29 protein-coding genes are annotated in these 23,788 nt (G+C 75.6%); 7 read left to right on the forward strand and 22 right to left on the reverse strand.

Annotated features, from left to right (window positions below; all coding sequences use genetic code 11):
* Positions 1-64: 64 nt before the first annotated feature.
* The 17 genes from tsaD to ACI8AP_RS16380 form a co-directional block, all read right to left on the reverse strand.
* Positions 65-1,099, reverse strand: a complete 1,035-nt coding sequence (gene tsaD, locus ACI8AP_RS16300) for a tRNA (adenosine(37)-N6)-threonylcarbamoyltransferase complex transferase subunit TsaD (protein ID WP_456590412.1) — start codon at positions 1,097-1,099, stop codon at positions 65-67.
* 67 nt (positions 1,100-1,166) lie between these two features.
* Positions 1,167-1,622: a ribosomal protein S18-alanine N-acetyltransferase gene (gene rimI / locus ACI8AP_RS16305; RefSeq protein ID WP_456590413.1), complete on the reverse strand. Its 456-nt coding sequence runs from the start codon at positions 1,620-1,622 to the stop codon at positions 1,167-1,169.
* Entirely contained in the window at positions 1,619-2,257 is a 639-nt protein-coding gene (gene tsaB, locus ACI8AP_RS16310) for a tRNA (adenosine(37)-N6)-threonylcarbamoyltransferase complex dimerization subunit type 1 TsaB (protein WP_456590414.1), read from the reverse strand. Before tsaB ends, rimI begins: the two co-directional genes overlap by 4 nt.
* A 6-nt stretch (positions 2,258-2,263) precedes the next feature.
* Positions 2,264-2,797 (reverse strand): GNAT family N-acetyltransferase, encoded by a 534-nt coding sequence (locus ACI8AP_RS16315; protein ID WP_456590415.1) that lies wholly within the window; start codon positions 2,795-2,797, stop codon positions 2,264-2,266.
* Positions 2,794-3,240 carry a GNAT family N-acetyltransferase gene (locus ACI8AP_RS16320; protein ID WP_456590416.1) on the reverse strand — a complete coding sequence of 149 codons (447 nt, stop codon included), beginning with the start codon at positions 3,238-3,240 and terminating at the stop codon, positions 2,794-2,796. The genes ACI8AP_RS16315 and ACI8AP_RS16320 overlap by 4 nt, the downstream gene beginning before the upstream one ends.
* A 41-nt stretch (positions 3,241-3,281) precedes the next feature.
* Entirely contained in the window at positions 3,282-3,734 is a 453-nt protein-coding gene (gene tsaE, locus ACI8AP_RS16325) for a tRNA (adenosine(37)-N6)-threonylcarbamoyltransferase complex ATPase subunit type 1 TsaE (protein WP_456590417.1), read from the reverse strand.
* Positions 3,731-4,369: a uracil-DNA glycosylase gene (locus tag ACI8AP_RS16330; RefSeq protein WP_456590418.1), complete on the reverse strand. Its 639-nt coding sequence runs from the start codon at positions 4,367-4,369 to the stop codon at positions 3,731-3,733. The genes tsaE and ACI8AP_RS16330 overlap by 4 nt, the downstream gene beginning before the upstream one ends.
* 44 nt (positions 4,370-4,413) lie before the next feature.
* On the reverse strand, positions 4,414-5,619 hold the full coding sequence (locus ACI8AP_RS16335) for an alpha/beta fold hydrolase (protein WP_456590419.1): 1,206 nt from the start codon (positions 5,617-5,619) through the stop codon (positions 4,414-4,416).
* Entirely contained in the window at positions 5,619-6,755 is a 1,137-nt protein-coding gene (alr, locus tag ACI8AP_RS16340; RefSeq protein WP_456590420.1) for an alanine racemase, read from the reverse strand. Before alr ends, ACI8AP_RS16335 begins: the two co-directional genes overlap by 1 nt.
* Positions 6,752-8,218, reverse strand: coding sequence for an NAD(P)H-hydrate dehydratase (locus ACI8AP_RS16345; protein WP_456590421.1), 1,467 nt, complete (start codon positions 8,216-8,218; stop codon positions 6,752-6,754). Before ACI8AP_RS16345 ends, alr begins: the two co-directional genes overlap by 4 nt.
* A complete protein-coding gene (locus ACI8AP_RS16350; protein ID WP_456590422.1) occupies positions 8,215-8,601 on the reverse strand; it encodes a holo-ACP synthase in 387 nt (128 codons plus the stop codon). Before ACI8AP_RS16350 ends, ACI8AP_RS16345 begins: the two co-directional genes overlap by 4 nt.
* Before the next feature lie 78 nt (positions 8,602-8,679).
* The gene (glmS, locus tag ACI8AP_RS16355; protein ID WP_456590423.1) at positions 8,680-10,557 is read right to left on the reverse strand and encodes a glutamine--fructose-6-phosphate transaminase (isomerizing); all 1,878 of its coding nucleotides are present in this window, start codon (positions 10,555-10,557) and stop codon (positions 8,680-8,682) included.
* A gap of 84 nt (positions 10,558-10,641) precedes the next feature.
* Positions 10,642-11,988, reverse strand: coding sequence for a phosphoglucosamine mutase (glmM, locus tag ACI8AP_RS16360; RefSeq protein WP_456590424.1), 1,347 nt, complete (start codon positions 11,986-11,988; stop codon positions 10,642-10,644).
* 20 nt (positions 11,989-12,008) lie between these two features.
* Positions 12,009-12,428 carry a 30S ribosomal protein S9 gene (gene rpsI, locus ACI8AP_RS16365; RefSeq protein WP_456590425.1) on the reverse strand — a complete coding sequence of 140 codons (420 nt, stop codon included), beginning with the start codon at positions 12,426-12,428 and terminating at the stop codon, positions 12,009-12,011.
* Positions 12,425-12,868 carry a 50S ribosomal protein L13 gene (gene rplM / locus ACI8AP_RS16370; protein WP_456590426.1) on the reverse strand — a complete coding sequence of 148 codons (444 nt, stop codon included), beginning with the start codon at positions 12,866-12,868 and terminating at the stop codon, positions 12,425-12,427. The genes rpsI and rplM overlap by 4 nt, the downstream gene beginning before the upstream one ends.
* Positions 12,869-13,092: 224 nt before the next feature.
* A complete protein-coding gene (locus ACI8AP_RS16375) occupies positions 13,093-13,578 on the reverse strand; it encodes a beta-class carbonic anhydrase (protein WP_456590427.1) in 486 nt (161 codons plus the stop codon).
* Complete coding sequence (locus ACI8AP_RS16380; protein WP_456590428.1) at positions 13,571-14,581, reverse strand: PfkB family carbohydrate kinase; 1,011 nt, start codon at positions 14,579-14,581, stop codon at positions 13,571-13,573. Before ACI8AP_RS16380 ends, ACI8AP_RS16375 begins: the two co-directional genes overlap by 8 nt.
* Positions 14,582-14,631: 50 nt before the next feature.
* Between ACI8AP_RS16380 and moeA the strand changes: the two genes are divergently transcribed.
* Genes moeA through ACI8AP_RS16395 form a run of 3 tightly spaced genes read left to right on the forward strand, consistent with a single transcriptional unit; the run spans position 14,632 to position 16,810 of the window.
* Positions 14,632-15,843, forward strand: coding sequence for a molybdopterin molybdotransferase MoeA (moeA, locus tag ACI8AP_RS16385; RefSeq protein ID WP_456590429.1), 1,212 nt, complete (start codon positions 14,632-14,634; stop codon positions 15,841-15,843).
* The gene (gene moaC / locus ACI8AP_RS16390) at positions 15,840-16,313 is read left to right on the forward strand and encodes a cyclic pyranopterin monophosphate synthase MoaC (protein ID WP_456590430.1); all 474 of its coding nucleotides are present in this window, start codon (positions 15,840-15,842) and stop codon (positions 16,311-16,313) included. The genes moeA and moaC overlap by 4 nt, the downstream gene beginning before the upstream one ends.
* The gene (locus ACI8AP_RS16395) at positions 16,310-16,810 is read left to right on the forward strand and encodes a MogA/MoaB family molybdenum cofactor biosynthesis protein (RefSeq protein ID WP_456590431.1); all 501 of its coding nucleotides are present in this window, start codon (positions 16,310-16,312) and stop codon (positions 16,808-16,810) included. Before moaC ends, ACI8AP_RS16395 begins: the two co-directional genes overlap by 4 nt.
* A gap of 140 nt (positions 16,811-16,950) precedes the next feature.
* Here ACI8AP_RS16395 and fdhD read toward each other — a convergent pair whose 3' ends face one another.
* Entirely contained in the window at positions 16,951-17,778 is an 828-nt protein-coding gene (fdhD, locus tag ACI8AP_RS16400) for a formate dehydrogenase accessory sulfurtransferase FdhD (protein ID WP_456590432.1), read from the reverse strand.
* Between the two features lie 40 nt (positions 17,779-17,818).
* Here fdhD and mobA point away from each other — a divergent pair, with 40 nt between their 5' ends.
* The 4 genes from mobA (at position 17,819) to ACI8AP_RS16420 (ending at position 20,683) form a co-directional block, all read left to right on the forward strand.
* A complete protein-coding gene (gene mobA / locus ACI8AP_RS16405) occupies positions 17,819-18,409 on the forward strand; it encodes a molybdenum cofactor guanylyltransferase (protein ID WP_456590433.1) in 591 nt (196 codons plus the stop codon).
* Positions 18,410-18,418: 9 nt separating this feature from the next.
* The gene (locus ACI8AP_RS16410) at positions 18,419-19,084 is read left to right on the forward strand and encodes an NAD(P)H-binding protein (RefSeq protein WP_456590434.1); all 666 of its coding nucleotides are present in this window, start codon (positions 18,419-18,421) and stop codon (positions 19,082-19,084) included.
* Between the two features lie 70 nt (positions 19,085-19,154).
* The gene (locus ACI8AP_RS16415; RefSeq protein ID WP_456590435.1) at positions 19,155-20,057 is read left to right on the forward strand and encodes an alpha/beta fold hydrolase; all 903 of its coding nucleotides are present in this window, start codon (positions 19,155-19,157) and stop codon (positions 20,055-20,057) included.
* Positions 20,057-20,683: a TetR/AcrR family transcriptional regulator gene (locus tag ACI8AP_RS16420; RefSeq protein ID WP_456590436.1), complete on the forward strand. Its 627-nt coding sequence runs from the start codon at positions 20,057-20,059 to the stop codon at positions 20,681-20,683. Before ACI8AP_RS16415 ends, ACI8AP_RS16420 begins: the two co-directional genes overlap by 1 nt.
* Here ACI8AP_RS16420 and truA read toward each other — a convergent pair.
* The 4 genes from truA to ACI8AP_RS16440 form a co-directional block, all read right to left on the reverse strand.
* Positions 20,661-21,530: a tRNA pseudouridine(38-40) synthase TruA gene (truA, locus tag ACI8AP_RS16425; RefSeq protein ID WP_456590437.1), complete on the reverse strand. Its 870-nt coding sequence runs from the start codon at positions 21,528-21,530 to the stop codon at positions 20,661-20,663. The two genes, ACI8AP_RS16420 and truA, sit on opposite strands and share 23 nt — an antisense overlap.
* Before the next feature lies 1 nt (position 21,531).
* The gene (locus ACI8AP_RS16430) at positions 21,532-21,906 is read right to left on the reverse strand and encodes a hypothetical protein (RefSeq protein ID WP_456590438.1); all 375 of its coding nucleotides are present in this window, start codon (positions 21,904-21,906) and stop codon (positions 21,532-21,534) included.
* Positions 21,903-22,511, reverse strand: coding sequence for a 50S ribosomal protein L17 (gene rplQ / locus ACI8AP_RS16435; protein WP_456590439.1), 609 nt, complete (start codon positions 22,509-22,511; stop codon positions 21,903-21,905). The genes ACI8AP_RS16430 and rplQ overlap by 4 nt, the downstream gene beginning before the upstream one ends.
* A gap of 176 nt (positions 22,512-22,687) precedes the next feature.
* Positions 22,688-23,764, reverse strand: coding sequence for a DNA-directed RNA polymerase subunit alpha (locus tag ACI8AP_RS16440; protein ID WP_456590440.1), 1,077 nt, complete (start codon positions 23,762-23,764; stop codon positions 22,688-22,690).
* Positions 23,765-23,788 lie beyond the last annotated feature (24 nt).

Consider the following 23,788-nt stretch of genomic DNA (forward strand, 5'->3'; position numbering starts at 1 on the left):
GCCGTCGGCCCCGACCAGGGGCCCGCCCCGAGCCTGCGAGGGGTGGGGAGGGCGGGGTCCTCTCTCAGCGGCTGACGACGTCGATCGGCAGGGAGCTGTCCGCCCCGAGGTCCGGAGCGGACGGCGCCACCCCGGCGGCGACCAGCCGCGAACCGAGCGCCGCCACCATCGCGCCGTTGTCGGTGCAGAGCTTCGGGCTCGGCACCCGCAGCACGATGCCCGCCTTCGCGCACCGTTCCTCGGCCAGCGCGCGCAGCCGGGAGTTGGCCGCCACTCCCCCGCCCAGCACGAGGTGGTCGACGCCGTGGTCGCGGCAGGCGCGCACGGCCTTGGCGGTGAGCACGTCGGCGACCGCCTCCTGGAACGAGGCGGCCACGTCGGCCACCGGCACCGGCTCCCCGGCGCGCTCCCGGGCCTCGATCCACCGGGCGACGGCGGTCTTCAGCCCGGAGAAGGAGAAGTCGTAGGCCGGGTCGCGCGGACCGGTGAGCCCGCGCGGGAACGCGATGGCGTGCGGGTCCCCCTCACGCGCGGCCTTGTCGATCGGTGGACCGCCCGGGAACGGCAGCCCCAGCACGCGGGCGACCTTGTCGAACGCCTCCCCGGCCGCGTCGTCGATGGTGCGCCCCAGCGACTGCACCTCCTGCGCCAGGTCGGGCACCAGCAGCAGCGAGCTGTGGCCGCCGGAGACGAGCATCGCGATCGACGGCTCGGCGAGCGGCCCGTGCTGGAGCTCGTCGACGGCGACGTGCGCGGCCAGGTGGTTGACCCCGTAGAGCGGCTTCCCCAGCGCCAGTGCGTACGCCTTCGCGGCCGCGACCCCGACCAGCAGCGCGCCGGTCAGGCCGGGACCCGAGGTCACCGCCACCGCATCGATGTCGGAGGCCCGGATACCTGCGTCGGCCAGCGCCCGGTGCACCGTCGGCACCATCGCCTCCAGGTGCGCGCGGGAGGCGATCTCCGGGACGACGCCGCCGAAGCGCTCGTGCTCGGCCATCGAGGTGGCCAGCGCATCGGCGAGCAGGGTGTGCCCGCGGACGATGCCCACGCCGGTCTCGTCGCACGAGGTCTCGAACCCGATGACCAGCGGCTCGCTCACGGCGTCCCTCCGTCACATGTCGCTCCCGCGGGGCGCTCCGCTCCTCGCTCGTTCCTCGCTGCGATGCTCACGCCCCTGTCCGCTCCCGCTTCATCACCACGGCGTCCGTGCCGCTCGGTTGGTAGTAGCCGCGCCGCCTGCCAATCTCGGCGAACCCGCGCCGCCGGTAGAGCCCTTGCGCCGTCTCGTTGTCCGCCCGCACCTCGAGCAGCACCACCGGTGCGCCGCGCCGGTCGGCCTCGGCCAGCAGCGCGTCGAGCAGCCGGGCGCCGATCCCCTCGCCCTGCCGGGCGCCGGTGACTCCGATCGTGGCGATGTGCGCCTCGTCGTCGTAGGCGATCAGCCCGGCGTAGCCGACGACCGCCCCCTCGTCCTCGGCCACCAGGTAGTGCCGGGTGTCGGTGCGCGCCAGCTCGTCGCGGTACATGGCGACCGTCCACGTGTCGGGGGCGAAGAGCTCCTCCTCCAGCTCCATCACCGCGGGCAGGTCGGCCAGCCGCATCGGGCGCAGCCGGACGGTCACTTCTGCGACACCGCCTTGATCGAGCTGGGCGGGACGGCGTCGGGGCGGCGCAGGTACAGCGGCACCAGCGGCGCGGCGGACGACGGGTCGGCCAGCTGTGCCGCCGCGGCGCGCAGCAGCCCCGCCGTCGTCACCTCCGCCGGTTGCACGTCGGCACCGAGCCGCTCGGCGAACGCCGGGTCACCGACGAACGGCCCGGTCCGGCCGAGCTCCTCGGGGCGCTCGACGCCCGGGCCGTCGACCCGCCGGTCCTGGTCGTCGTAGGCGGCCCAGTAGACCTCCTTGCGGCGGGCGTCGGTGACCACCGTGCGGGCGCCCGAGCCGACGGCGTCCAGCGAGCAGACCCCCACGACCGGCAGGCCGCGCGCGTCCGCGATCGCCGCCGCGGTGACGATGCCGACCCGCAGACCGGTGAACGGCCCGGGGCCGAGCCCGGTGACGACCGCCTCGACGTCGCCCAGCGCGACACCTGCGTCGGCGAGCACGCCCTCGATCGCCGGGGTCAGCAGCTCGGCGTGCTTCGTGCCCGACGGGACGGCGCGCTCGGCGAGCACCTCCGTGCCGCCGTCAGGGGTCCACCGCGCGAGCCCCGCGACGAGCGTCGGGGTGGCGGTGTCGAGCGCGAGGACCAGCACGACCGCTCAGCGTAGGCGAGTGCCGGCGGCCACCTCGTAGACGATCTCGAGACCGTCCTCCTCGTCGACCTGCTCCCCCACGGCGACGAACCCCTCGCCGACCACCAGGTCCCGCGAGGCGGTGTTCGCCGGGGCCACCGACGCGCGAACCGTGGTCACCGCCGGCTCGTCGGCCGCCCACGCCAGCAGCGCCCGCAGCGCCGCCCGCGCGTACCCCTGCCGCCGGTGCTCCGGATCGATCGAGTAGCCGACCTCCACCATGCCGGAGGCGTCCGGCGGCCCGTGGAAGCCGGCCCGGCCCACGGTCAGCTCCCGCCCCGGATCGCGGACCACCCGGGTGATCCAGCGGGCGCTGCCCGGGTCGGCCACCACCTGCTCGGCCCGGACCCTCCACACCCAGCGGCACTCCCGCCCGACGAGGTAGGGGCTCAGGGGCACCGGCGCCGCCGCCTCGGCCGCGGCCAGGTCCCCGTCGGCGAGCGCACGCAGCGCGGTCGGGCCGAGGGCGATGAGCTCCACAGCGGGAGGGCCCGGGGTCACAGCTCCTTCCGGAGGTGCACGTCGGCGGCGCCGGGCGTGGGCACGCCCTCCCAGCGGAAGATCTCGCGGTAGCCGTGCCGCTCGTAGAAGCCCGGCGCCTGGAAGGTGAACGAGGTGACGAACACGTGGGTACACCCCCGTGCCCGCGCCTCGGTCTCGAAGCTCGCCAGCAGCACTGCCCCCAGGCCGTCGCCACGGGACTCCGCGCGCACCCAGGTCATCCCGATGCCGGCGGCCACACCCCACGTCCAGCCGCTCAACCCCGCGGCGAGCTGTCCCGAGGGGTCGAGGACCTGCACGGTCAGCTCCCGGGCCGGCGCCACGGGCTCGGTCGCGGCGGCGTTGAACGCGTCGAGCTCGCCGGACAACCGCTGGTCCAGCTCCGGCAGCCCGTCGGCGACGACGGTGCGGTACGGCGCCGGGGGCGCACCAGGAGGGGTCACGGTGGCGGATCCTGCCACCCGACCCCGTGTGGCCGCCGGTGTCAGCTCGCGTCGAGCCGGGCCGCCCACCCCGGGCCGTGCGGCACGAGCAACGCGGTGCGGACGTCGTCGTCGCGCCGGTCCAGCCGCACCTCCAGGTGCTCGTCGGCCAGCTGCTCGACCAGCCCCTGCCCCCACTCGACGACCGTGACCGACTCCTCGGTCGAGGCATCGAGGTCGAGGTCGTCGACGTCGGCGTGCCCGCCGAGCCGGTAGGCGTCCACGTGCACCAGCGGGATCCGCCCGCCGCGGTGCACCCGGGCGATGACGAACGTGGGCGAGGTGACCGGTTCCCGGACGCCGAGCCCGGCACCGATGCCCTGGGTGAGCGCCGTCTTGCCCGCGCCGAGCGGGCCGACCAGCACCAGCAGGTCGCCGGGGCGGGCGAGGGCGGCCAGCGCCTCGCCCAGGGCGTGGGTGTCGGCGAGCTCCGGCAGCACGTGCTCGCGCCTCACGCGACCTCCTCCAGCGCCCCGGCGACGGCGGTCAGGTCAGCCAGCAGCCCGGCGCGGGGGGCACCGTTCGGGCCGAACCGGATGGCGGCCGACGGGTGGTAGGTGGCCCAGACGGCGCGGCCGTCGACGTCGTGCGGGCGGCCGCGGACCGCCGCGAGCACCGTGCGCGGGCCGAGGAACCACTTGGCCGAGGAGAGCCCGAGCGCGACGACGACGGGCGTGTCGAGGAGCTCGAGCTGACGGCGGAGCCACCCGCTGCACCGCGCCACCTCGGCAGCCTTCGGTGTGCGGTTGGCCGGCGGCCGGCACTTCACGATGTTGAGCACGGCGGCCTCGGCCCGCGACAGCCCGGCCTCGGCCAGCAGCTGGTCCAGCAAGGCCCCCGACTTCCCGACGAACGGCCGGCCGGTCTCGTCCTCGGTCGCGCCCGGCGCCTCGCCGACCAGCACGAACCTGGGCCGGCCGCCGCGCGGGAGGTCCCCGACGACGACGTGCTGCCGGGCCGCGGCCAGCTCGGGGCACGCCACGCAGGAGCGGGCCACGTCCGCGAGGGCCGCCCAGTCCGCGGCCGCTGCCGCGGTGCGGGCGACCTCGTCGGCGGCGGCGTCGAGCCGGGGCGGACGGAGGGCGGCCACCCCCGCACCCTAACCGCGCCGGCAGGCCCGCTCCGGGGGCCGGGTCAGCTCGTCGCGCCCACGCCGAGCCCGGCGGCCACGCGCCGGAGCAGCCCGGCGATCGCCCGGCTCACCTGGTCGGGCTCCTCCAGGGGGACCATGTGACCGGCCCCGGGGACGACGACGTAGTCGACGGCGTTCTCCCCCGTCGCGTCGAGCCGCTCCACGATGAGGTCGCTGTGCTCCTTGGGGATCATCCTGTCCCGGTCCCCGGTGAGCACCAGGGTCGGCACCCGGCGCAGCGGCTCCAGGCGACCGGTCTCGTCCAGGCCGGCGAGCGCCGGGTAGAACTCCGCGATGACGTCGACCGGGGTGCCGGCGATCATCGCGTCGACGTAGCGCACCAGCGCGGGCTCGACGTCGGACGAGCCGAACGAGAGCGCCCGGGTCGCCGCCGAGACGAGGTCGGCGGCCACCCGACGGGTGCGCTCGGCGAAGGCCGGCCGGCGGCGCATCGTCCAGGCGGCGACCGGCAGCACCGCGGCCCGCATCCGGGTGAGCATCTCGGGCAGGCCGAAGCTGAGGTCGGCGAGGTTGCCGCTCGAGGTGGAGACGAGTGCGACGCCGCGCACCCGGCTGCCGAACAGGTCCGGTCGCGTCGCGGCCAGGCCCATGATCGTCATCCCGCCCATGGAGTGACCGACGAGGACGACCGGTCCACGCGCCACCCGGGCGTCCAGGACCGCCACGAGGTCGGCCGCCAGCTGCTCGATGGTGGAGTGCTCGGCCGGGCCCCGGCCGGAGGAGCCGTGGCCGCGCTGGTCGTAGAAGACGAGCCGGGCCTGCGGTCGGTGCCCGTTCCCGGTGGCCAGCTCCGCGGCGAGGGTGCGTCGCTGGAACGCCCACGACGCCATCGAGAGCGTGTAGCCGTGCACGAAGACGACGGTCAGGGGTGCGTCGCGGGGCCCGATCTCCTCCACGGAGAGGAGCACGCCGTCGTCGGCGCGCACCAGTGCGGTGCGGTCGGCCGGGCGGGCGTCGGCGCCGAGCGGGTCGGCCTGCCGCAGCCGGCGCTCGGCCCGCGCGGCCGAGAGCTCGGCGGCGGGGCCGAGCTCGGCAGCGCGCACGCGGCGGGCCGCGACCCGGCTGAGCGCCACGCCGGCCGCGGTGCCGGCGGCGGCCAGCCCGACGACGGCACCCAGCAGGCCGGCGGCGTGCGCCGTGGGGTGCTTGTGCGGGCGCCGGGCCGGCCGCGAGCGGTTCCGCACCATCAGACCGCCCCCGCCGACCCGACGTAGCGGCGGGTGAACCGCCCGCCGATCCGGGTGACCAGCTCGTAGTGGATGGTGCCGACGGCGTCCGCCCACTGCTGGGCGGTCGGCTCTCCACCGTCCCCCGGCCCCCAGAGGACCACCTCGTCGCCGGCGGCGATCGTGTCGTCGCCGACGTCCAGGACGAACTGGTCCATGCACACCCGGCCGGCGATGGTCCGCTGCGTGCCCGCCGCCAGGACGGGTGCGCTGTTGCCAGCGGCCCGCGGCACCCCGTCGGCGTAGCCGACGGGCACCAGGGCCAGGGTGGTCTCGGCCGGGGTCGCGTAGGTGTGGCCGTAGGAGACCCCGGCCCCGGCTGCGACGCGCTTGGTGAGCGCCACGCGGGCCCGCACCGTCATCGCCGGCCGCAGGCCGTGGTCGGCGGCGTCCCCGCCGAGGGGGTCCAGCCCGTAGACGGCGACGCCCGGGCGCACCATGTCGTACCAGGTCCCCGGCAGGGCGACCGTCGCCGCCGAGTTGGCCAGGTGCCGGCGGGCGTCGGTGAGCCCGGCTGCCCGGGCCACCGCGACCGCCTCCTCGAAGACCCGCACCTGCGCGCCGATGGTGGGGTGCGTGGGCGCGTCGGCGTAGGCCAGGTGGCTCCACAGCCCCACGACCACGACGTCGCCGTCGGCCTGCGCGCGGGCGGCCGCGGCCACGAGCGCCGGCCACTCGGCCACCGGGGCGCCCTCCCGGGAGAGCCCGGTGTCGACGAACAGGTGCAGCCGCGCGGTCCGGCCGGTCGCCCGGGCGGCGGCGACGACCTCGGCGAGGCCCCACGCGGCGTTGACCGACACCTCGACGTCCGCGGTCAGCGCAGCGGCGACGTCGGCACCCGGGCCGTTGAGCCAGGCCAGCACCGGCGCGGTGATGCCCGCCGCCCGCAGGGCCAGCGCCTCGCTGATCACCGCCACGCCCAGCTGGTCGGCACCGCCGGCGAGCGCGGCCCGCGCCGAGGGGACGAGACCGTGCCCGTACCCGTCGGCCTTGACGACCGCCATCAGCGGGCGGCCCACCCGTTCGCGCAGCACCGCGGTGTTCCGGGCGATCGCGTCGAGGTCGACGACCACCTCCGCACCGGTTCCGTTCGTCACGCCTCCGAGTCTGGCAGGCCGGCCGGCGAGGTCCCACGGACCCGGCTGATCGCCTCGGGGAGGTGTCGCACGACGTCGCCCGCGAGGAACGGGCCGCCGGCCGCGGCGACCTGCCCGGCCCGCCCGTGGACGTGCGCGGCCACCGCCGCCGCCTCGGCCGCGGACAGACCCGCCGCCAGCAGTGCGCCGGCGATGCCCGAGAGCACGTCGCCGGTGCCCGCGGTGGCCAGCCACGGGGTGCCGGTGCCGTTGACGAACGCGGTGCCCTCCGGATCGGCGACCACGGTGGCGTCGCCCTTCAGCAGGACGACCGCCCCCAGGTCGGCCGCCAGCCGGCGGGTGGCCCCGAGGCGGTCGTCCCCGGGCTCGGCACCGAAGCGGGCGAACTCCCGGTCGTGCGGGGTGAGCACGGTGGCGGCCGCCCGGCGGCGCACGAGCTCGGGCTCGCGGGCGAGCAGGGTCAGCCCGTCGGCGTCGACGAGCACGGGCAGATCGGTGGCGAGCACCTCGGCGAGCACGCTCCGGGCGTCGTCGCCGGTGCCCAGGCCCGGCCCGACCACCCACGCCTGCACGCGGCCGGCGTCCCCCGGCCGGCCGTCGGTGACGATCGCCTCCGGCCACGCGGCCCGCACGCCGTCGGCCGCCGTCCCGGCGTAGCGCACCAGCCCGGGACGGGTCCGCAGCGCCGCACCGGTGCAGAGCACCCCGGCCCCGGGATAGGCGGCCGAGCCGGCGACCACGCCGACGACCCCCTGCGAGTACTTGTCGTCGTCGGCGTCGGGCAGCGGCAGCCGGGCGGCGACGTCGGCGTCGGTCAGCTGGCGGGCGGTCGGTGCCGGCAGGTGCGGCCCGAGCCCGATGTCGACCAGGTGCACCTGCCCGGCGCAGCCGCGCCCGGCCCCGGTGACCAGGCCCGGCTTGACCGCCCCGAAGGTGACGGTGTGGGTCGCCGGAAAGGCAGCGCCCGGCACGGCACCGGTGTCGGCGTCCACGCCGCTGGGCAGGTCGACCGCCACCATGTGCGCCGGCCCGGCGGCGGCCCGCTCGACGAGTGCGGCGGCCGGCTGCCGCAGCCCGCCGGTACCGCCCAGGCCGACGATGCCGTCGAGCACCAGGTCCGCGCGGTCGAGCAGCGGACCGGCCGACCCGGCGTCGACGGTGCGGCCACCGGCCCGGCGGAAAGCGGCGAGGCCGGCCGGGTGCGTGCGGTCGGCGGCGAGGAGGACGGCGGTCACCCGGGCGCCACGCGCAGCGAGCCGGGCGCCGGCGAAGAGGGCGTCGCCGCCGTTGTTCCCCGCGCCCACCAGCAGGGCCACCCGGGCGCCGTACGGGCGGGCGAGCAGCCGCAGGCACACGGTGGCCAGCCCGGCAGCCGCCCGCTGCATGAGGGCGCCGTCCGGGAGGGCGGCCAGCAACGGGGCCTCGGCCGCCCGCACCTCCGCGGCGGTGTGCAGGTCGATCATGTGGCCTCCCGGGTCAGGCCCTCGGCGACGACCACCGCGGAGGCGATGCCGCCGTCGTGGCTCAGCGAGACGTGCCACGACGTGACGCCCAGCTGCGCGGCCCGCCCGGCCACCGAGCCGCGGACGGCCAGCTGCGGGCGCCCGTGCTCGCCGACGGTCACCTCGGCGTCGTGCCAGCGCAGGTCACCGGGCGCGCCGAGGGCCTTGGCGAGCGCCTCCTTGGCGGCGAACCGGGCGGCCAGCGACTCCCCGGTCCGCGGGGCCCCGGAGGGGGTGCGCTGCTCCTCGGCGGTGAACAGCCGGTCGCGCAGCCCCGGCGTGCGGGTGAGCGACTGCGCGAACCGCTCGACCGGCACGACGTCGATCCCCACCCCGATGATCACCGAGGCGACCGGATGGAACGGCCTCGATGCAGGGGCCCGCGGCGAGCGGAGCGAGTCGTGGGGGGCATCGAGGTCCTACTACTCGACGGTGACGCTCTTGGCCAGGTTGCGCGGCTGGTCGACGTCGTACCCACGGGTGTCGGCGATCTCGCAGGCGAGCACCTGCAGCGGCACGGTCGTCACCACGGGGGCCATGAGGGTCGGCGTGCGCGGCACCCGGATCAGGTGGTCGGCGAACGGCACCACGTCGTCGTCGCCGTCCTCGGCGATCACGATCGTGCGCGCCCCGCGGGCCCGGACCTCCTGGATGTTGGACACGACCTTGCCGTGCACCGAGTTGCGGCTGCGCGGCGAGGGCACCACGACGACGACCGGGGTGCCCTGGTCGACGACGGCGATCGGCCCGTGCTTCAGCTCGCCCGCGGCGAAGCCCTCGGCGTGGATGTAGGCCAGCTCCTTGAGCTTGAGCGCACCCTCCAGCGCCACGGGGAACCCCACGTGCCGGCCGAGGAACAGGATGGTGCCCGCGTCGGCGAGCGACCGGCCCAGCGCGCGCACCGGCTCCATCTGCTCCAGCACCTTCTCGACGGCGTCGGGCAGCTGCCGCAGGTCCTCGACGATCGCGGCGATCTCGTCCTCGTACTTGACCCCGCGCACCTGGGCCAGGAAGAGCCCGACGAGGTAGCAGGCGACGACCTGGGCGAGGAACGCCTTGGTCGACGCGACGGCGATCTCGGGGCCGGCGTGGGTGTACAGGACGGCGTCGGACTCCCGGGGGATGGTCGAGCCGTTGGCGTTGCAGATGGCGAGCACGCGGGCCTTCTGCTCCTTGGCGTGCCGCAGCGCCATGAGGGTGTCCATCGTCTCGCCGGACTGGCTGATGACGATGACCAGCGTGGAGCGGTCGAGCACCGGGTCGCGGTAGCGGAACTCGCTGGCGACCTCCACCTCGACCGGGATGCGGGTCCAGTGCTCGATGGCGTACTTGGCGATCAGGCCCGCGTGGTAGCTCGTGCCGCAGGAGACGACGAAGATCTTGTCGATGTCGCGGAGCTCCTGGTCCGACAGCCGGACCTCGTCGAGAACCAGCTCGCCGTTCTCGCCCAGCCGGCCCAGCAGGGTGTCGGCGATCGCCTGCGGCTGCTCGGCGATCTCCTTGAGCATGAACCAGTCGTAGCCGCCCTTCTCGGCGGCGGCGGCGTCCCAGTCGACCGTGTAGGCCGTGGGCTCGGCCGGCGCCCCGTCGAAGCCGGTCACCGTGAGCCCGCGGGTGCGGTCGATCTCGACCACCTGGTCCTGGCCGAGCTCCCGGGCCTCCTTGGTGTGCCCGATGAACGCCGCGACGTCGGAGCCCAGGAAGTACTCGGCCACGCCGTCGGCCGTCTCCCCGATGCCGACCACGAGCGGGCTGCTGCGCCGGGCGGCGACGAGGGTGTCGGGCTCGGCGACGTGGGTGGCGACGAGGGTGAACGCGCCCTCCAGCCGCCGGCAGACCCCGCGCATCGCCTCGGCCAGCCGGCCCGGCCCCTCCGGGGTCGCCCCGTAGACGGCGGCGAGCAGGTGGGCCACCACCTCGGTGTCGGTCTCCGACGTGAACTCCACGCCGGCGGCCTCGCACTCGGCCCGCAGCGCCACGAAGTTCTCGATGATGCCGTTGTGGATCACCGCGACGGTCCCGTCACCGGAGACGTGCGGGTGGGCGTTCCGGTCGGTGGGGCCGCCGTGGGTCGCCCACCGGGTGTGCCCGATGCCGATCGTGGCGGCCGGCAGCGGCTCGTCGGCCAGCACCTTCTCCAGGTTGGCCAGCTTGCCGGCCTTCTTCGCCGTGCTCAGCTCACCGCCGGAGACCACGGCGATGCCCGCGGAGTCGTACCCGCGGTACTCGAGCCGGCGCAGCCCCTCCAGGACGACGTCCAGCGCGTCCTGAGGGCCGACGTATCCCACGATGCCGCACATTTCACCGAGAGTACCGGGGACCGTGGCCCGTTCGTCCCCCGCGCGCGACCGGTCCGCCCCGAGGGGTGAGGCCGGATCCAGCCGTCAGCCGACCGCGGCGACGACCTCCGCGAGCCGCTGGGCGACGGCGTCGGCCTGCTCCTGCGTGGGCGCCTCCACCATGACGCGGATCAGCTGCTCGGTGCCCGACGGGCGCAGCAGCACCCGGCCGCTGTCGCCCAGCTCCGCCTCCACCGCGTTGACCGCGGCGGCGACCTCGTCGCTCTCGGCCACGGCGAGGCGGTCGGAGACCGGCACGTTGACCAGCACCTGCGGCAGCCGCTGCACCACCGAGGCCAGCTCCGCCAGCGAGGCGCCGGTGCCGGCCATGCGGGAGAGCAGGGCCAGCCCGGTGAGCAGGCCGTCGCCGGTGGTGGCGTGCTCCAGGAAGACGAGGTGCCCGCTCTGCTCCCCGCCGAGGCTGAGGTCGTGGGCGCGCAAGGCCTCGAGCACGTAGCGGTCGCCGACGGCCGTCGTGCTCACGGTGATCCCGGCGTCGCGCATCGTGTGGTGGAACCCGAGGTTGCTCATCACCGTCGCGACGACCGTGTCGGACTTCAGCGCACCGCGCTCGTGCAGGTCCAGCGCGCAGATGGCCAGGATGGCGTCGCCGTCGACGACGTCGCCGTCGGCGGTGACGGCGAGGCACCGGTCGGCGTCCCCGTCGTGGGCGAGCCCGATGTCGGCGCCGCGCGCCCGGACGGCCTCGACCAGCGGCCCGAGGTGGGTGGAGCCCACGCCGTCGTTGATGTTCCAGCCGTCGGGCGCGCAGCCGATCGCGTGCACCGTCGCGCCGGCCCGCCGGTAGACCTCGGGGGCGGCCGTGGCGGCCGCTCCGTGGGCGGCGTCCACGACGACGGACAGGCCGGTCAGCGGCCGGACGGCCGTGCCGAGCAGGTGCTCGACGTAGGCGTCGGTGCCGTCGTCGAGTGCGCGGACGCGGCCGACCCCGCCGCCGGTGGGGCGGTGGCCGTCGGAGGAGCCGGAGGCGACGGTCTGCTCGATGGCCGCCTCGACGGCATCGGGCAGCTTGTGCCCGCCCCGGCTGAAGAGCTTGATGCCGTTGTCGGGCATCGGGTTGTGGCTGGCCGAGATCATGACGCCGAGATCGGCGCCGCTGCGGCCGGTCAGCCAGGCCAGCGCCGGCGTGGGGACCACCCCGGCGAGGAGCACCTCGGCTCCGGCGCTCGTGAGGCCCGCGACGACCGCGGCCTCGAGCATCTCCCCGCTGGCACGGGGGTCGCGGCCGACGACCGCGACGGGACGCGAGGTCCCGTCGCGGTCGGCGAGCACGCCTGCGGCGGCGCGTGCCACCGAGAGGGCCAGCTCCGGCGTGAGGTCGGCGTTCGCCCGACCCCGGACGCCGTCGGTGCCGAAGAGTCTCCCCCCCATGGCCGACGCAGCCGTGCCGGTCAGCGCTTGGAGTACTGAGGCGCCTTGCGGGCCTTCTTGAGCCCGTACTTCTTGCGCTCCTTGACCCGCGGGTCACGGGTCAGGAAGCCGGCCTTCTTGAGGGCCGGGCGGTCCTCGCTCTCGACCTCGATGAGGGCGCGGGCGATGGCCAGGCGCAGCGCGCCGGCCTGGCCCGTGACGCCGCCACCCTTGAGGAGGCCGACGACGTCGTACTGCTCGGCCTTCTCGAGGGTCACGAACGGCTCACGGATGAGCTGCTGGTGCACCTTGTTCGGGAAGTACTCCTCGAGGGTGCGGCCGTTAAGCTTGAACTGGCCGGTGCCGGGGAGCAGCCGCACGCGGACGACTGCCTCCTTGCGCCGGCCGACGGTCTGCACCGGACGCCCCTCGGCGTCGGTCACGGTCAGTGCGCTGGTCACTGGGCCACCTGCTTGATCTCGTAGGTCTGGGGCTGCTGCGCGGCGTGCGGGTGCTCCGGGCCGGCGTAGACCTTGAGCTTCTTGATCATCTGCCGACCGAGGCTGTTGTGCGGCAGCATGCCCTTGATCGCGCGCTCGATGACGCGGTCGGGGTGCGTGCGCAGCTGGTCGCCCACGTTGATGGTCTTGAGGCCACCCGGGTGGCCGGAGTGCCGGTAGGCGCGCTTGTCCTCGCGCTTGGACCCGGTCAGGGCGACCTTGCCGGCGTTGACGATGACGACGAAGTCGCCGACGTCCACGTGCGGGGCGTACTGGGGCTTGTGCTTGCCGCGCAGGAGCTGCGCGGTCTGGCTGGCCAGTCGACCGAGCACCACGTCCGTGGCGTCGATGACGTGCCAGGCCCGGGCGACCTCGCCGGGCTTGGGGGTGTACGTGCGCACGGCGCGCGTCCTCCGTCGTCGTCGGGATGGCTGGTGGGATCGCCTCGCCGAGCACGGGAGACGGTTCTGCACGCGCGGCACCAGCCGGCACGCGCGCCAACCGAGCACGATACCAGTCGAAGGACCTCCGTCCTCCTCACCCCTCGCAGGCTCGGGGCGAGCCTCTGGACGGGGGCCGTTCCAGCGTGTCACCGGGACCCTGGACGGGGGCCGCTGACGGCCGGTTACCGGACTTCGCGCAGCCGCCCGGTGTCGACGTCGTAGACCGTCCCCCGCACCTCGCGCGACAGGAGGTAGGGGCAGTCCCGCAGCAGCCGCATCGACTCGCGGACGTCGGCGTCGACGTCGGTGAACGTGCGCGCCGACCACGGGGGACGGCGGCCGGTGGCCTGCTCGACCCGGTCGGCGAAGTCGACGTCGTTGCTCTTCTGCAGCCCGCAGTCGGTGTGGTGGACCAGCACGATCTCCCGGGTGCCGAGCAGGTGCTGCGAGATGGTCAGCGACCGCACGGTGTCCTCGGTGACGACGCCGCCGGCATTGCGGATGACGTGCGCGTCACCGACCTCCAGACCCAGGAGGGGGAACAGCGGCATCCGGGAGTCCATGCACGCCACGACGGCGACCTTCCGGGCCGGGGCCACCGGCTTGCTGCCGGGGAACCGCTCGGCCCACTCCGCGTTCGCTTCGAGCATCCGGTCGATCTCAGCCACGACCGGACGATAACCGGACTCCCAGGCGTCCGCGCTCGCGGGCGACCACGTCGGCCAGCACCGCCGGGTCCAGCGCCGGCCTGCCCCCTGCGTGCGAGACCGTCGCGGCCGCCGCCGCGGCGGCGAGCCAGGCCGCGTCCTCGGGGCCGCCCCTGCCGAGCAGCGCGGCGACGAGCGCCGCCACCCACACGTCCCCGGCTCCGGTCGGGTCGACCGACGCCTCCCCGAGCAGCGGCACGACGAGCTCGCCATCGGCCCACGCCGGGTCGACCTCGCGCTCCCCCGCCGCGACGCCGAGGGCCGGTCCGGACCGCCAGGCCACCAGGTCGCCCTGCTTCCCCACCGCCATCGCCACCAGCCGGGGGCCCGCCGCCAGCAGCTGCGCCGCGGCGTCGCGGGCGTCCTCCACACGGGGCAGCGGGCGGCCGACCAGGAGCTCGGCCTCGGTGGCGTCGGCCCGGACGACGTCCGCGCGGGCGAGCACCGCCTCCCTCGTCGCCGGGTCCTCCGCGGCGCCGTCGGCCACCACGAAGGCCGTCCGGGGGACGCGCGCCAGCGCCGCGCGCACCGCCGCGCCGGGCTGCTGCAGCTGCAGGCTCAGCACCTGGCAGGCCGCCAGCTGCTCGGCCGCGCCGGCCACGTCGGCGGGGGTCAGCAGCGCGCCGGGCGGCACGTCCTCGACCAGCCGCCGGCGGCCGCCGTCCTCCACCAGGTCGAGCAGCAGCGCGGTGGGCGTGCCCGGCCGGGTGACGACGCCGGAGACGTCGATCCCGTCGGCGGCGGCCTGCGCCCGCACGTCGCGTCCCGCGGCGTCGTCGCCGACGACGCCGACCAGCGCCACCGGGACGCCGAGCTGGGTCAGCGCGACCGCCTGGTTCGCCCCCTTCCCGCCGAGCAGCTCCCGGCGCCCCGTGGCCGGGGCCGACCCACCGGCCGCGGGCACCCGCGAGAGCCGGAGCACCAGATCGCGGCCGATCTGGCCCAGCACGACGACCGCTGCCATCCACGCGCCCCCTTCCACCGCCGGTGGCGGGCACGCGGCGATGGGCGAGGATGTGCCCCGTGCGCACGGTCGAGGAACACCAGTCGGTGGTGGACGCCCTGCTGCCCGCCCTGCCCGAGGAGACCGTGCCCGTGTCGGCCGCGCACGGTCGGGTGCTGGCGCGCGACGTCGTCGCCGAGGTGCCGCTGCCGGGCTTCGACAACTCGGCGATGGACGGCTACGCCGGCCGGTGGGCCGAGCTCGCCGGCGACGACGGCGGCCCGGTCCGGCTGCCGGTGGCCGAGGACATCCCCGCCGGGCGCACCGACGTCGTCCCCCTGGCGCCGGGCACCGTCCACCGCATCATGACCGGGGCCCCGCTGCCCCCGGGGGCCGACGTCGTCGTCCCCGTGGAGCTCACCGACGGGGGCACCGACGTCGTGGAGATCCGCGACCGCCCGCCCGCCGGGAGCCACCTGCGGGCGGCCGGCGAGGACATCACCGCAGGCACCGTCGCCCTCCCCGCCGGGGCCCCGCTCGGCGCCGCCCAGCTGGGCCTGGCCGCCGCGGTGGGGGTTTCGGAGCTGGTCGTCCGGCGCCGGCCGCGGGTACTGGTCCTCTCCACCGGCAGCGAGCTCGTCGCACCGGGGCAGCCGCTGGCGCGGGGGCAGATCTACGAGTCCAACTCGGTGCTGCTGGCCGCCGCGGTCGAGGAGGCCGGCGGCATCCCCCGGCGACTGCACTTCGTCCCCGACGACGTGGACCAGTTCCTCGCCACCGTGCGGGCGGAGCTGGCGACGGCCGACCTGCTGATCACCAGCGGCGGGGTGAGCGCCGGCGCCTACGAGGTGGTCAAGGACGCCTTCCGCACGCTCGGCACCGTCGAGTTCGGCAAGGTCGCCATGCAGCCCGGCGGGCCCCAGGGCGCCGGCACGGTCGACGGCGTCCCCGTGGTCACCCTCCCCGGCAACCCGGTGAGCGCCTTCGTCTCCTTCGAGGTGTTCGTCCGCCCGGCCCTGCGCCGGGCACTGGGGCACAGCTCGCCCGCCCGGGTGCGGGTACCCGCCCGGCTCGCCGGCCCGCTGCGCTCCCCCGCCGGTCGCCGGCAGTACCTGCGCGGCCGCTACGAGGGCGGGGAGGTCTCCCAGGTCGGCGGACCCGGCTCCCACCTGGTCGCACACCTGGCCCGGGCCAACTGCCTGGTCGTCGTGCCCGAGGACGTCACCGAACTGCCCGCCGGCGCCTCCGTGGACGTCGTGCTGATCGAGGGAGCGCTCCAGTGACCGGACCACGCCTCACCCACGTCGACGAGTCCGGCGCCGCCCGGATGGTCGACGTCTCCGCCAAGGCGGTCACCGCCCGGGAGGCCACCGCGGCCGGCCGGGTGCTGGTCAGCGCCGAGGTGGTCGACCTGCTGCGCGGGAAGGGCGTCCCCAAGGGCGACGCCGTCGCCGTCGCGCGGATCGCCGGCATCGCCGGGGCCAAGCGGACGCCGGACCTGGTGCCGCTGTGCCACCCGATCGCCCTGCACGGCGTGACGGTGGACGTCGAGGTCGCCGACGACGCGGTCGAGATCACCGCCACCGCCCGCACCGCCGACCGCACCGGGGTGGAGATGGAGGCGCTCACCGCGGTCACCGTGGCCGGGCTCACCATGATCGACATGGTGAAGGCGGTCGACCCGCGGGCGACGATCACCGACGTCCGGCTGCTGCGGAAGTCCGGCGGCAAGAGCGGGGAGTGGACCCGGTGACCGCCGCGCTCCCGGCCGGCGCGCGCGCCGTCGTACTCACCGCCTCGAACCGGGCCGCGGCCGGCGTCTACGAGGACCGCAGCGGCCAGGTGCTCGCCGCCGGGTTGCGCGAGCTGGGCTTCGCGGTGGAGGGGCCGCACGTGCGGCCCGACGACGCCGCCGAGCTGGAGGCCGTGCTGCGCAACGCGGTGGACCTCGGCGTCGACCTGGTGGTCACCACCGGCGGCACCGGCCTCTCCCCCACCGACGTCACACCCGAGGCCACCCGGGCGGTGCTCGAGCGGGAGGCGCCCGGCATCGCCGAGGCGGTCCGCCGGTACGGCGCCGAGCACGGGGTCCCCACGGCGGTCCTCTCCCGCGGGCTGGCCGGCACCGCCGCGCGCACGCTGATCGTCAACCTGCCCGGCTCCACCGGCGGGGTGCGGGACGGGCTCGCCGTCCTCGGCCCGCTGCTCCCGCACGTGGTGAGCCAGCTCCGCGGCGGAGACCATGTCTGACGTCGTCCTCCGGACGACATCGCGGCCAGGAGCCGTGCCCCAGCTGCGCTGAGCGCGTCCTGACCTGCGTCGCGGGAGCCTCCGGCCCCCACTCCTGCGGTCACCTCGCGGGGCGCGCAAGGCCCGTGCAGGTGGCCGCGTCAGTCCAGTGCGATGCGCTCCTGGTGGGTGTAGACGTTGCAGCCGTCGCCACGGAGGAAGCCGACGAGGGTGATGCCGACCTCGCGGGCCAGCTCCACGGCCAGCGACGACGGCGCGGAGACCGCCGCCAGCACCGGGATGCCGGCCATGGCCGCCTTCTGGGTCAGCTCGAAGCTCGCCCGGCCGCTCACCATCAGGACGTGCCCGGCCAGCGGCAGCCGGCCGGCCCGCACGCCGTCGCCGATCACCTTGTCCACCGCGTTGTGCCGACCGACGTCCTCGCGCAGCGCGAGCAGCTCGCCGTCGGCGCCGAACAGCCCGGCGGCGTGCAGGCCACCGGTCTTGTCGAACACCTGCTGCTGGGCGCGGAGCCGGTCCGGCAGCGCCAGCAGGGCCGCCAGTGGGAGCCGCAGGGTGTCGGCGGCGACGTCGAAGGAGGTCTTCGTGCGGATCGCGTCGATGCTCGCCTTGCCGCAGACCCCGCAGGAGCTGGACGTGTAGAAGTTCCGCTCCAGCCCGGTGTCGGGCATCGGCACGCCGGGCGCCAGGTCGACGTCCACGACGTTGTACGTGTTGCGCCCGTCCGCGTCGACCGAGTCGCAGTAGCGCAGGCCCGCGACGTCGTCGGCGCCGCGGATCACGCCCTCGGTCGCCAGGAAGCCGTGCACCAGGTCGAAGTCGTCGCCGGGGGTGCGCATGGTGATCGCCAGCGCGGTACCGCCCAGGCGGATCTCGAGCGGCTCCTCCGCGGCGACCGTGTCGGGCCGGGTGGTGTGCTGCGCGCCGCGGATGCGCAGCACCGGGGTGCGGCTGGTGACTCGTCCCACGCGGAGGACGGTACCCATGCCGTGGGCCTACCGTGTCGGCGTGGACCCGCTGCCCCCGTACTCGGCCGTGGTGCTGGCCGGTGGACGGGCCGAGCGGCTGGGCGGGCAGGCCAAGCCCCAGCTGCGCGTGGGCCGCCGGTCGATGCTGACGGCCGTCCTCGACGCCGTCGGCGACGCGCGGCAGCGGATCGTCGTGGGGCCGGCGCAGGAGGTCCCGGGCGATGTCCTCCTGACCCGCGAGGCGCCGCCCGGCGGTGGGCCCGTCGCGGCGCTGCGGGCCGGGCTCGCGGTCGTGGACACCGCCGTCGTCGTCCTCCTCGCCGCCGACCTGCCGTTCCTCACCGCCCACCTGGTCGCGGAGCTGCGCCGACGCCTGCGCCACGACGGTGTCCTGGTGGTCGACGACACCGGTCGCGACCAGCTCCTGCTCGGCGCCTGGCGCACGGCTGCGCTGCGCGCCGCCGTGGCCGCGCCGGACTGCCCTCGCGCCCTGCACCGGGTGGTCTCCGGGCTCGCCGTCGACCGCTTCTCCCCGCCGGTGGCACCCGGCCGCCCGGCGCCGTGGCTGGACTGCGACACCCCCGAGGAGCTGGCGCGCGCCCGGGCGGTAGCCGGCGCGCCCCCCGGGTAGGGCGTGGGCATGCGCATCGTCATCGCCGGGGCCCACGGGCAGGTCGCCCGCCGCCTCGGCCGTCTCCTGTCCGGCCGCGGCGACACCGTCGTCGGGCTCGTCCGCAATCCCGATCACCGGGCCGACCTGGAAGCCGATGGCGTGACGCCGGCGGTGATCGACCTCGAGTCGGCCTCGCTCGAGGAGGTCGCCGAGGTGCTGCAGGGCGCTGACGGGGTCGTGTTCGCCGCGGGCGCCGGGCCGGGCAGCGGGGCCGCCCGCAAGGACAGCGTCGACCGCGGAGCGGCGGTGCTGCTGGCCGACGCCGCCGAGCGGGCGGGGGTGCGCACCTACCTGCTCGTCTCGTCCATGGGGACCGACCTGGTGGCCGGTGGCGCCGCGCCCGACGGCGTCGACGAGGTGTTCGCCGCCTACCTGCGCGCCAAGCTCGCCGCCGAGCAGAACCTGCTCGCCCGCCCCGCCCTCGCGGTCACGGTGCTGCGGCCGGGCGGCCTGACCGACGATCCCGGCACGGGCCGGGTCACCCTCGACCGGCACGTGGAGCGCGGCGAGATCCCCCGCGACGACGTCGCCGCCGTGCTGCTGGCATTCCTCGACTCCCCGCGCGACGGAGCCGTGGTGGAGCTGGTCTCCGGCACGACGCCGGTCGCCGAGGCGGTCGCCTCCGTCCCCTGACGCGGCCCTTCCGCCCGGCGACGCTTGGTGGTACACCTGTATCATCAAGGCTGCCGAGGCAGGAGCCGCCATGCCCACCAGGACCGCCCGCCCGTCCGCGTTCACCAGCGATGCAGCGCGGAACAGGTTCCTCGTGCGCTACGACGAGGTGCTGGACCGGGTCTGGCCGGTCCCGGTCGATCCGGTCGACCTGCCGACCACGGCGGGCACCGTCCGGGGATACCGGGCCGGCCCGACCGGCAGCGCCCCGGTCGTCCTGCTCAGCGGCGCGGGTGGCAACGCGATCGGCTGGTACCGCGCCGTCGCCGCGTTGAGCCGGCAGCACCCGGTGCTGGTCGTGGACACACCCGGTGAGCCCGGCCGCTCCCGGCAGACCGCGCCGCCGGCCGACGGGCCGGCGCTCACGGGCTGGCTCGAGGAGGTGCTCGCCGGGGTCGGGGCCCGTGGCGCCCACCTGGTGGGGTGCTCCTACGGCGGCTGGCTGGCCCTGGAGCACGCGCGGGTGCAGCCGGGGCGGATCTCCGCGGTGACGCTCGTGGACCCGGCCGGCCTCCAGCCGCTGACCGGCCGCTTCTACCGCTGGGTGGTCCTCGGCGGGATGGCCGCCGCACTGCCCCGGGGACTGCGCCACCGGGCGGCCCGGCGCCTGGTGAACGGCACGCTCGCCGACGACGACCTCATGGCCCTGGTGTCGGCATCCATGGCCTTCCGGCGCCGGCTCCCCGCCCCCTCGCCGTGGTCGGACGACGAGCTCGAGAGCGTCGCCCCGCCGGTGCAGGTGCTGATCGGCGAGCGCAGCACCATCCACGATGCCACCGCGGTCGCCCGCCGCCTGTCCGCCGTACGGCCGGACTGGCGCGTGGAGGTCGTCCCCGGCACCGGCCACGCGCTGCAGGTCGAGGCTCCCGAGCTGGTGGCCGACCGGGTGCTCTCCTTCCCCCCATCCGTGAGCTGCCCACGCGCGGAGGCCTGATGCCCAGGCGCGTCGACCACGGCGAACGGCGGGCACACATCACAGCGGCTCTGCTGCGCATCGCGAGCAGCCGCGGCCTGCAGGCGGTCACCATGCGGGAGGTCGCCGCCGAAGCGAGGGTGTCGCTGCGCCTGGTGCAGTACTACTTCACCGACAAGCGGACGCTGATGCGGGCCGGCCTGGACGAGCTCGCGGCGCGGTTCGACCGCCGGGTCCGTGAGCGCGCCACCGCGCACGGTGCCGGCCTGCCACCGCGGCTGGCCCTCGAGGTCGTGCTCGGCAGCATCCTGCCCACCGACGAGTCGAGTCGTGCGGACCGCATGGCGTGGACGGCCTACTTCGCCGCAACGCTGACCGACCCCGGGCTGCTGGAGGGCACCACCGACCACCCGGATGCGCTCGCCGACCTGCTGACCGGGTACGTCGTGCGCGCGCAGCAGAGCGGAGATGTCGACGCACAGCGGGACGCCCGCATCGAGGCGGCGAGCCTGCTCGCCCTGGTGAACGGCCTCAGCGACAGCGTGCTCGGCCGGCAGCGGGACGCCGAGGACGCGCTGGCGATCCTGGGCTACCGCCTGGACCGGCTGTTCGACGGCCCGGCCGTCACCCCCGGCGCGCCCGGGTGACCTGGGCACGGGTGGCGAGCTCGGCATCGGGCGGGTAGTCGACGGCGAGCAGCGTCAGGCCGTGGGCCGGGGCGACCGGCACCTCGCTGGACCGCTCGGAGCGTGCCAGGAGGCTCGCCGGCCAGTCGAGCGGGCGCCGCCCCTCACCCACCGCGATCAGGCCCCCCACGAGGCTGCGCACCATCGAGTGGCAGAAGGCGTCGGCGGACGCATCGATGCGGAGCACCTCGACGCCGGCGTCCTCCACGGCCCTCGAGACCTTGAGCCGCAGCAGGGTGCGGATCGTCGTCGCCCCCTCGCGGCGCCTGCAGAAGGCCGCGAAGTCGTGCTCACCGAGGAGCAGCCCCGCCGCGAGATCCATGGCGGTGGCGTCGAGCCGACGCGGCCAGGCCACCGTGTCGTTCCGGCGCAGCGGCGGCGGACCCGCCGGGTCGTCGGTCAGCCGGTACGCGTAGTGGCGGGCCAGCGCACCGAAGCGCGCATCGAAGTCCGGGGGCGCCTCGGTCACCGACCGGACCACCACGTCCGACGGCAGGACGCCGCGGAGCCGCCGGACCAGCTTGGCGGCCTGCTCCTGCCACACCCCCCGCGGGACGTCGCAGTGGACGACCTGACCGGTGGCGTGCACGCCGGCGTCGGTGCGGCCGGCGACGGTGAGGTCGACGTCGCGGCGGAGCACCGTGGCCAGACCCCGCTCCAGCTCGTGCTGGACCGTGCGCATCGCCGGCTGGCGGGCCCAGCCGTGGAAGCCGGTGCCGTCGTACTGCACGGCCAGACGGAGACGGACGAGCCCGCCACCGGAGTCGGTGGCGGGCTCGTCCGTGCGCTGCTGATCGCTCAGCGGCACGTCACTTCGGGTCCGGAGCGGCGTCGCCGCCCTGGTACTGCTGGCTCGCGGTCGCGGCGTCCCCGAGCTCGGCGGCCTCGACCTCCGCCGCCGCGGCCCGGGCCACCTCGGGCGAGAGCGCCGGGTCGTCCACCAAGGCCGCGTTCTCGCGCTGCGGCTCGGGCGTCACGTCACCGTCGTCCTGCCGGTCGCCGTCGGGGTTGTAGACGTCGGTGACGATCTCCTGCGCCTCGTCCGTGACGCTGCCGTCGGTCACCGCGGGCGAGGTGTCGCCACCGGGACCGGTGGTCTCACCCTGGAACGTCGCCCCCTGGTCGCCGCCACCGGCGGACACGCCGGCCGCGCCGGCGCCCGTCACGTCCTCGGGCGAACTCATCGGGCGTCCGTGTCCTCGGCGTCGGCGGCGGTCTCGCCGGCCGCCTCCTCGGCGACCTGGTCGGCCGCCGCGTCCTCGGCGACGGAGGTCTCCGCGGCAGCGGACTCGTCGACCGGGGTCTCCTCGGCGTCGGCGGTCTCGATCGCGTCCGCGGTGACCTCGCCGGTGGCAGCGGCCGCGCCGGCGCCGGTGGCGAACTGGGTGCCACGGGCGCGCTCGGCCTCGCCGACGGCCTGCTGGCCGACGGTCAGGGCCTCGACCAGCTCGATGACCGCCATCGGGGCATTGTCGCCCTTGCGGGGACCGACCTTGGTGATGCGGGTGTAGCCACCGGGGCGGTTCTCGTAGCGAGGGCCGATCTCGGCGAACAGGGTGTGGACGACGTCCTTGTCACGGATGGTCGTCATCACCTGACGACGCGCGTGCAGGTCACCGCGCTTGGCGAAGGTCACCAGCTTCTCGGCCAGCGGACGCAGCCGCTTGGCCTTCGCCTCGGTGGTGGTGATCCGCCCGTGCTCGAACAGCGAGGTGGCCAGGTTGGCCAGCATCAGCCGCTCGTGCGCGGGGGAGCCGCCGAGACGGGGGCCCTTGGTGGGGGTGGGCATGTCGGTCCTTCCTCAGGCGGCCGGGCGCTCGCTGCCGGCTGCATCCGTGGTGGTGCTGTCGTCCTTGCTGCGGTGGTGCTGCACTGCTCGTGGCGTCAGTGTGGCGTGCCCCGAGCGGCCCCGCTGCAGGGGCCCACCGCGGACGTGCCGGCGGCGGGGTGCAGCGGGGCCCTTGCTCAGAGCTGCTCGGTCTCCTGGTAGGAGCCCTCGTCGTACTGCGCCTGGTCGTAGCCGGCCGCGTACTCGCCCGTGCCCTGGTAGGCGTCGGTCTCGTAGCCCTCGTCGTAGCTCTCGATCGAGGTGGGGATGAACCCGGGCGGGCTGTCCTTGAGCGCCAGCCCCATGGCGGCCAGCTTCATCTTGACCTCGTCGATCGACTTGGCCCCGAAGTTCCGGATGTCGAGCAGGTCGGCCTCGGAGCGGGTCACGAGCTCACCGACGGTGTGCACGCCCTCGCGCTTGAGGCAGTTGTAGGACCGGACGGTGAGGTCCATGTCCTCGATCGGCATCGAGAAGTTGGCGATGTCGGCGGCCTCGGCCGGGCTGGGCCCGACCTCGATGCCCTCGGCGTCGATGTTCAGCTCGCGCAGCAGCCCGAAGAGCTCGACCAGGGTCGACCCGGCCGAGGCGATCGCGTCCCGCGGGGCGATGGAGGGCTTGGTCTCCACGTCCACCACGAGCCGGTCGAAGTCCGTGCGCTGCTCGACGCGGGTCGCCTCGACGGCGTAGGTGACCTTGCGGACCGGCGAGTAGATCGAGTCGACGGGGATGCGGCCGATCTCCTGGCCCGGCTGCTTGTTCTGCGGGGCCGGCACGTAGCCGCGGCCGCGCTCGACGACCAGCTCGACCTCCAGCCGACCCTTGCCGTTCAGGGTGGCGATGTGCAGCTCGGGGTTGTGCACCTCGACGCCGGCCGGCGGCGCGATGTCCGCGGCGGTGACCTCACCCGGGCCCTGCTTGCGCAGGTACATGGTCACCGGCTCGTCGGAGTCGGAGCTGACGACCAGGCTCTTGAGGTTGAGGATGATCTCGGTGACGTCCTCCTTGACGCCCGGCACGGTGGTGAACTCGTGCAGGGTGCCCTCGATGCGGATGCTGGTGACAGCGGCACCGGGGATGGACGACAGCAGCGTGCGCCGCAGGGAGTTGCCGAGGGTGTAGCCGAAGCCCGGCTCGAGCGGCTCGATGATGAACCGCGAGCGCTGCTCCGAGATGGTCTCCTCGGTCAGCGTGGGGCGCTGTGCGATGAGCATTGGGTGTCTCCTTCAGGTCCTCCG

The sequence above is a fragment of the Blastococcus sp. SYSU DS1021 genome (genome assembly GCF_054050995.1).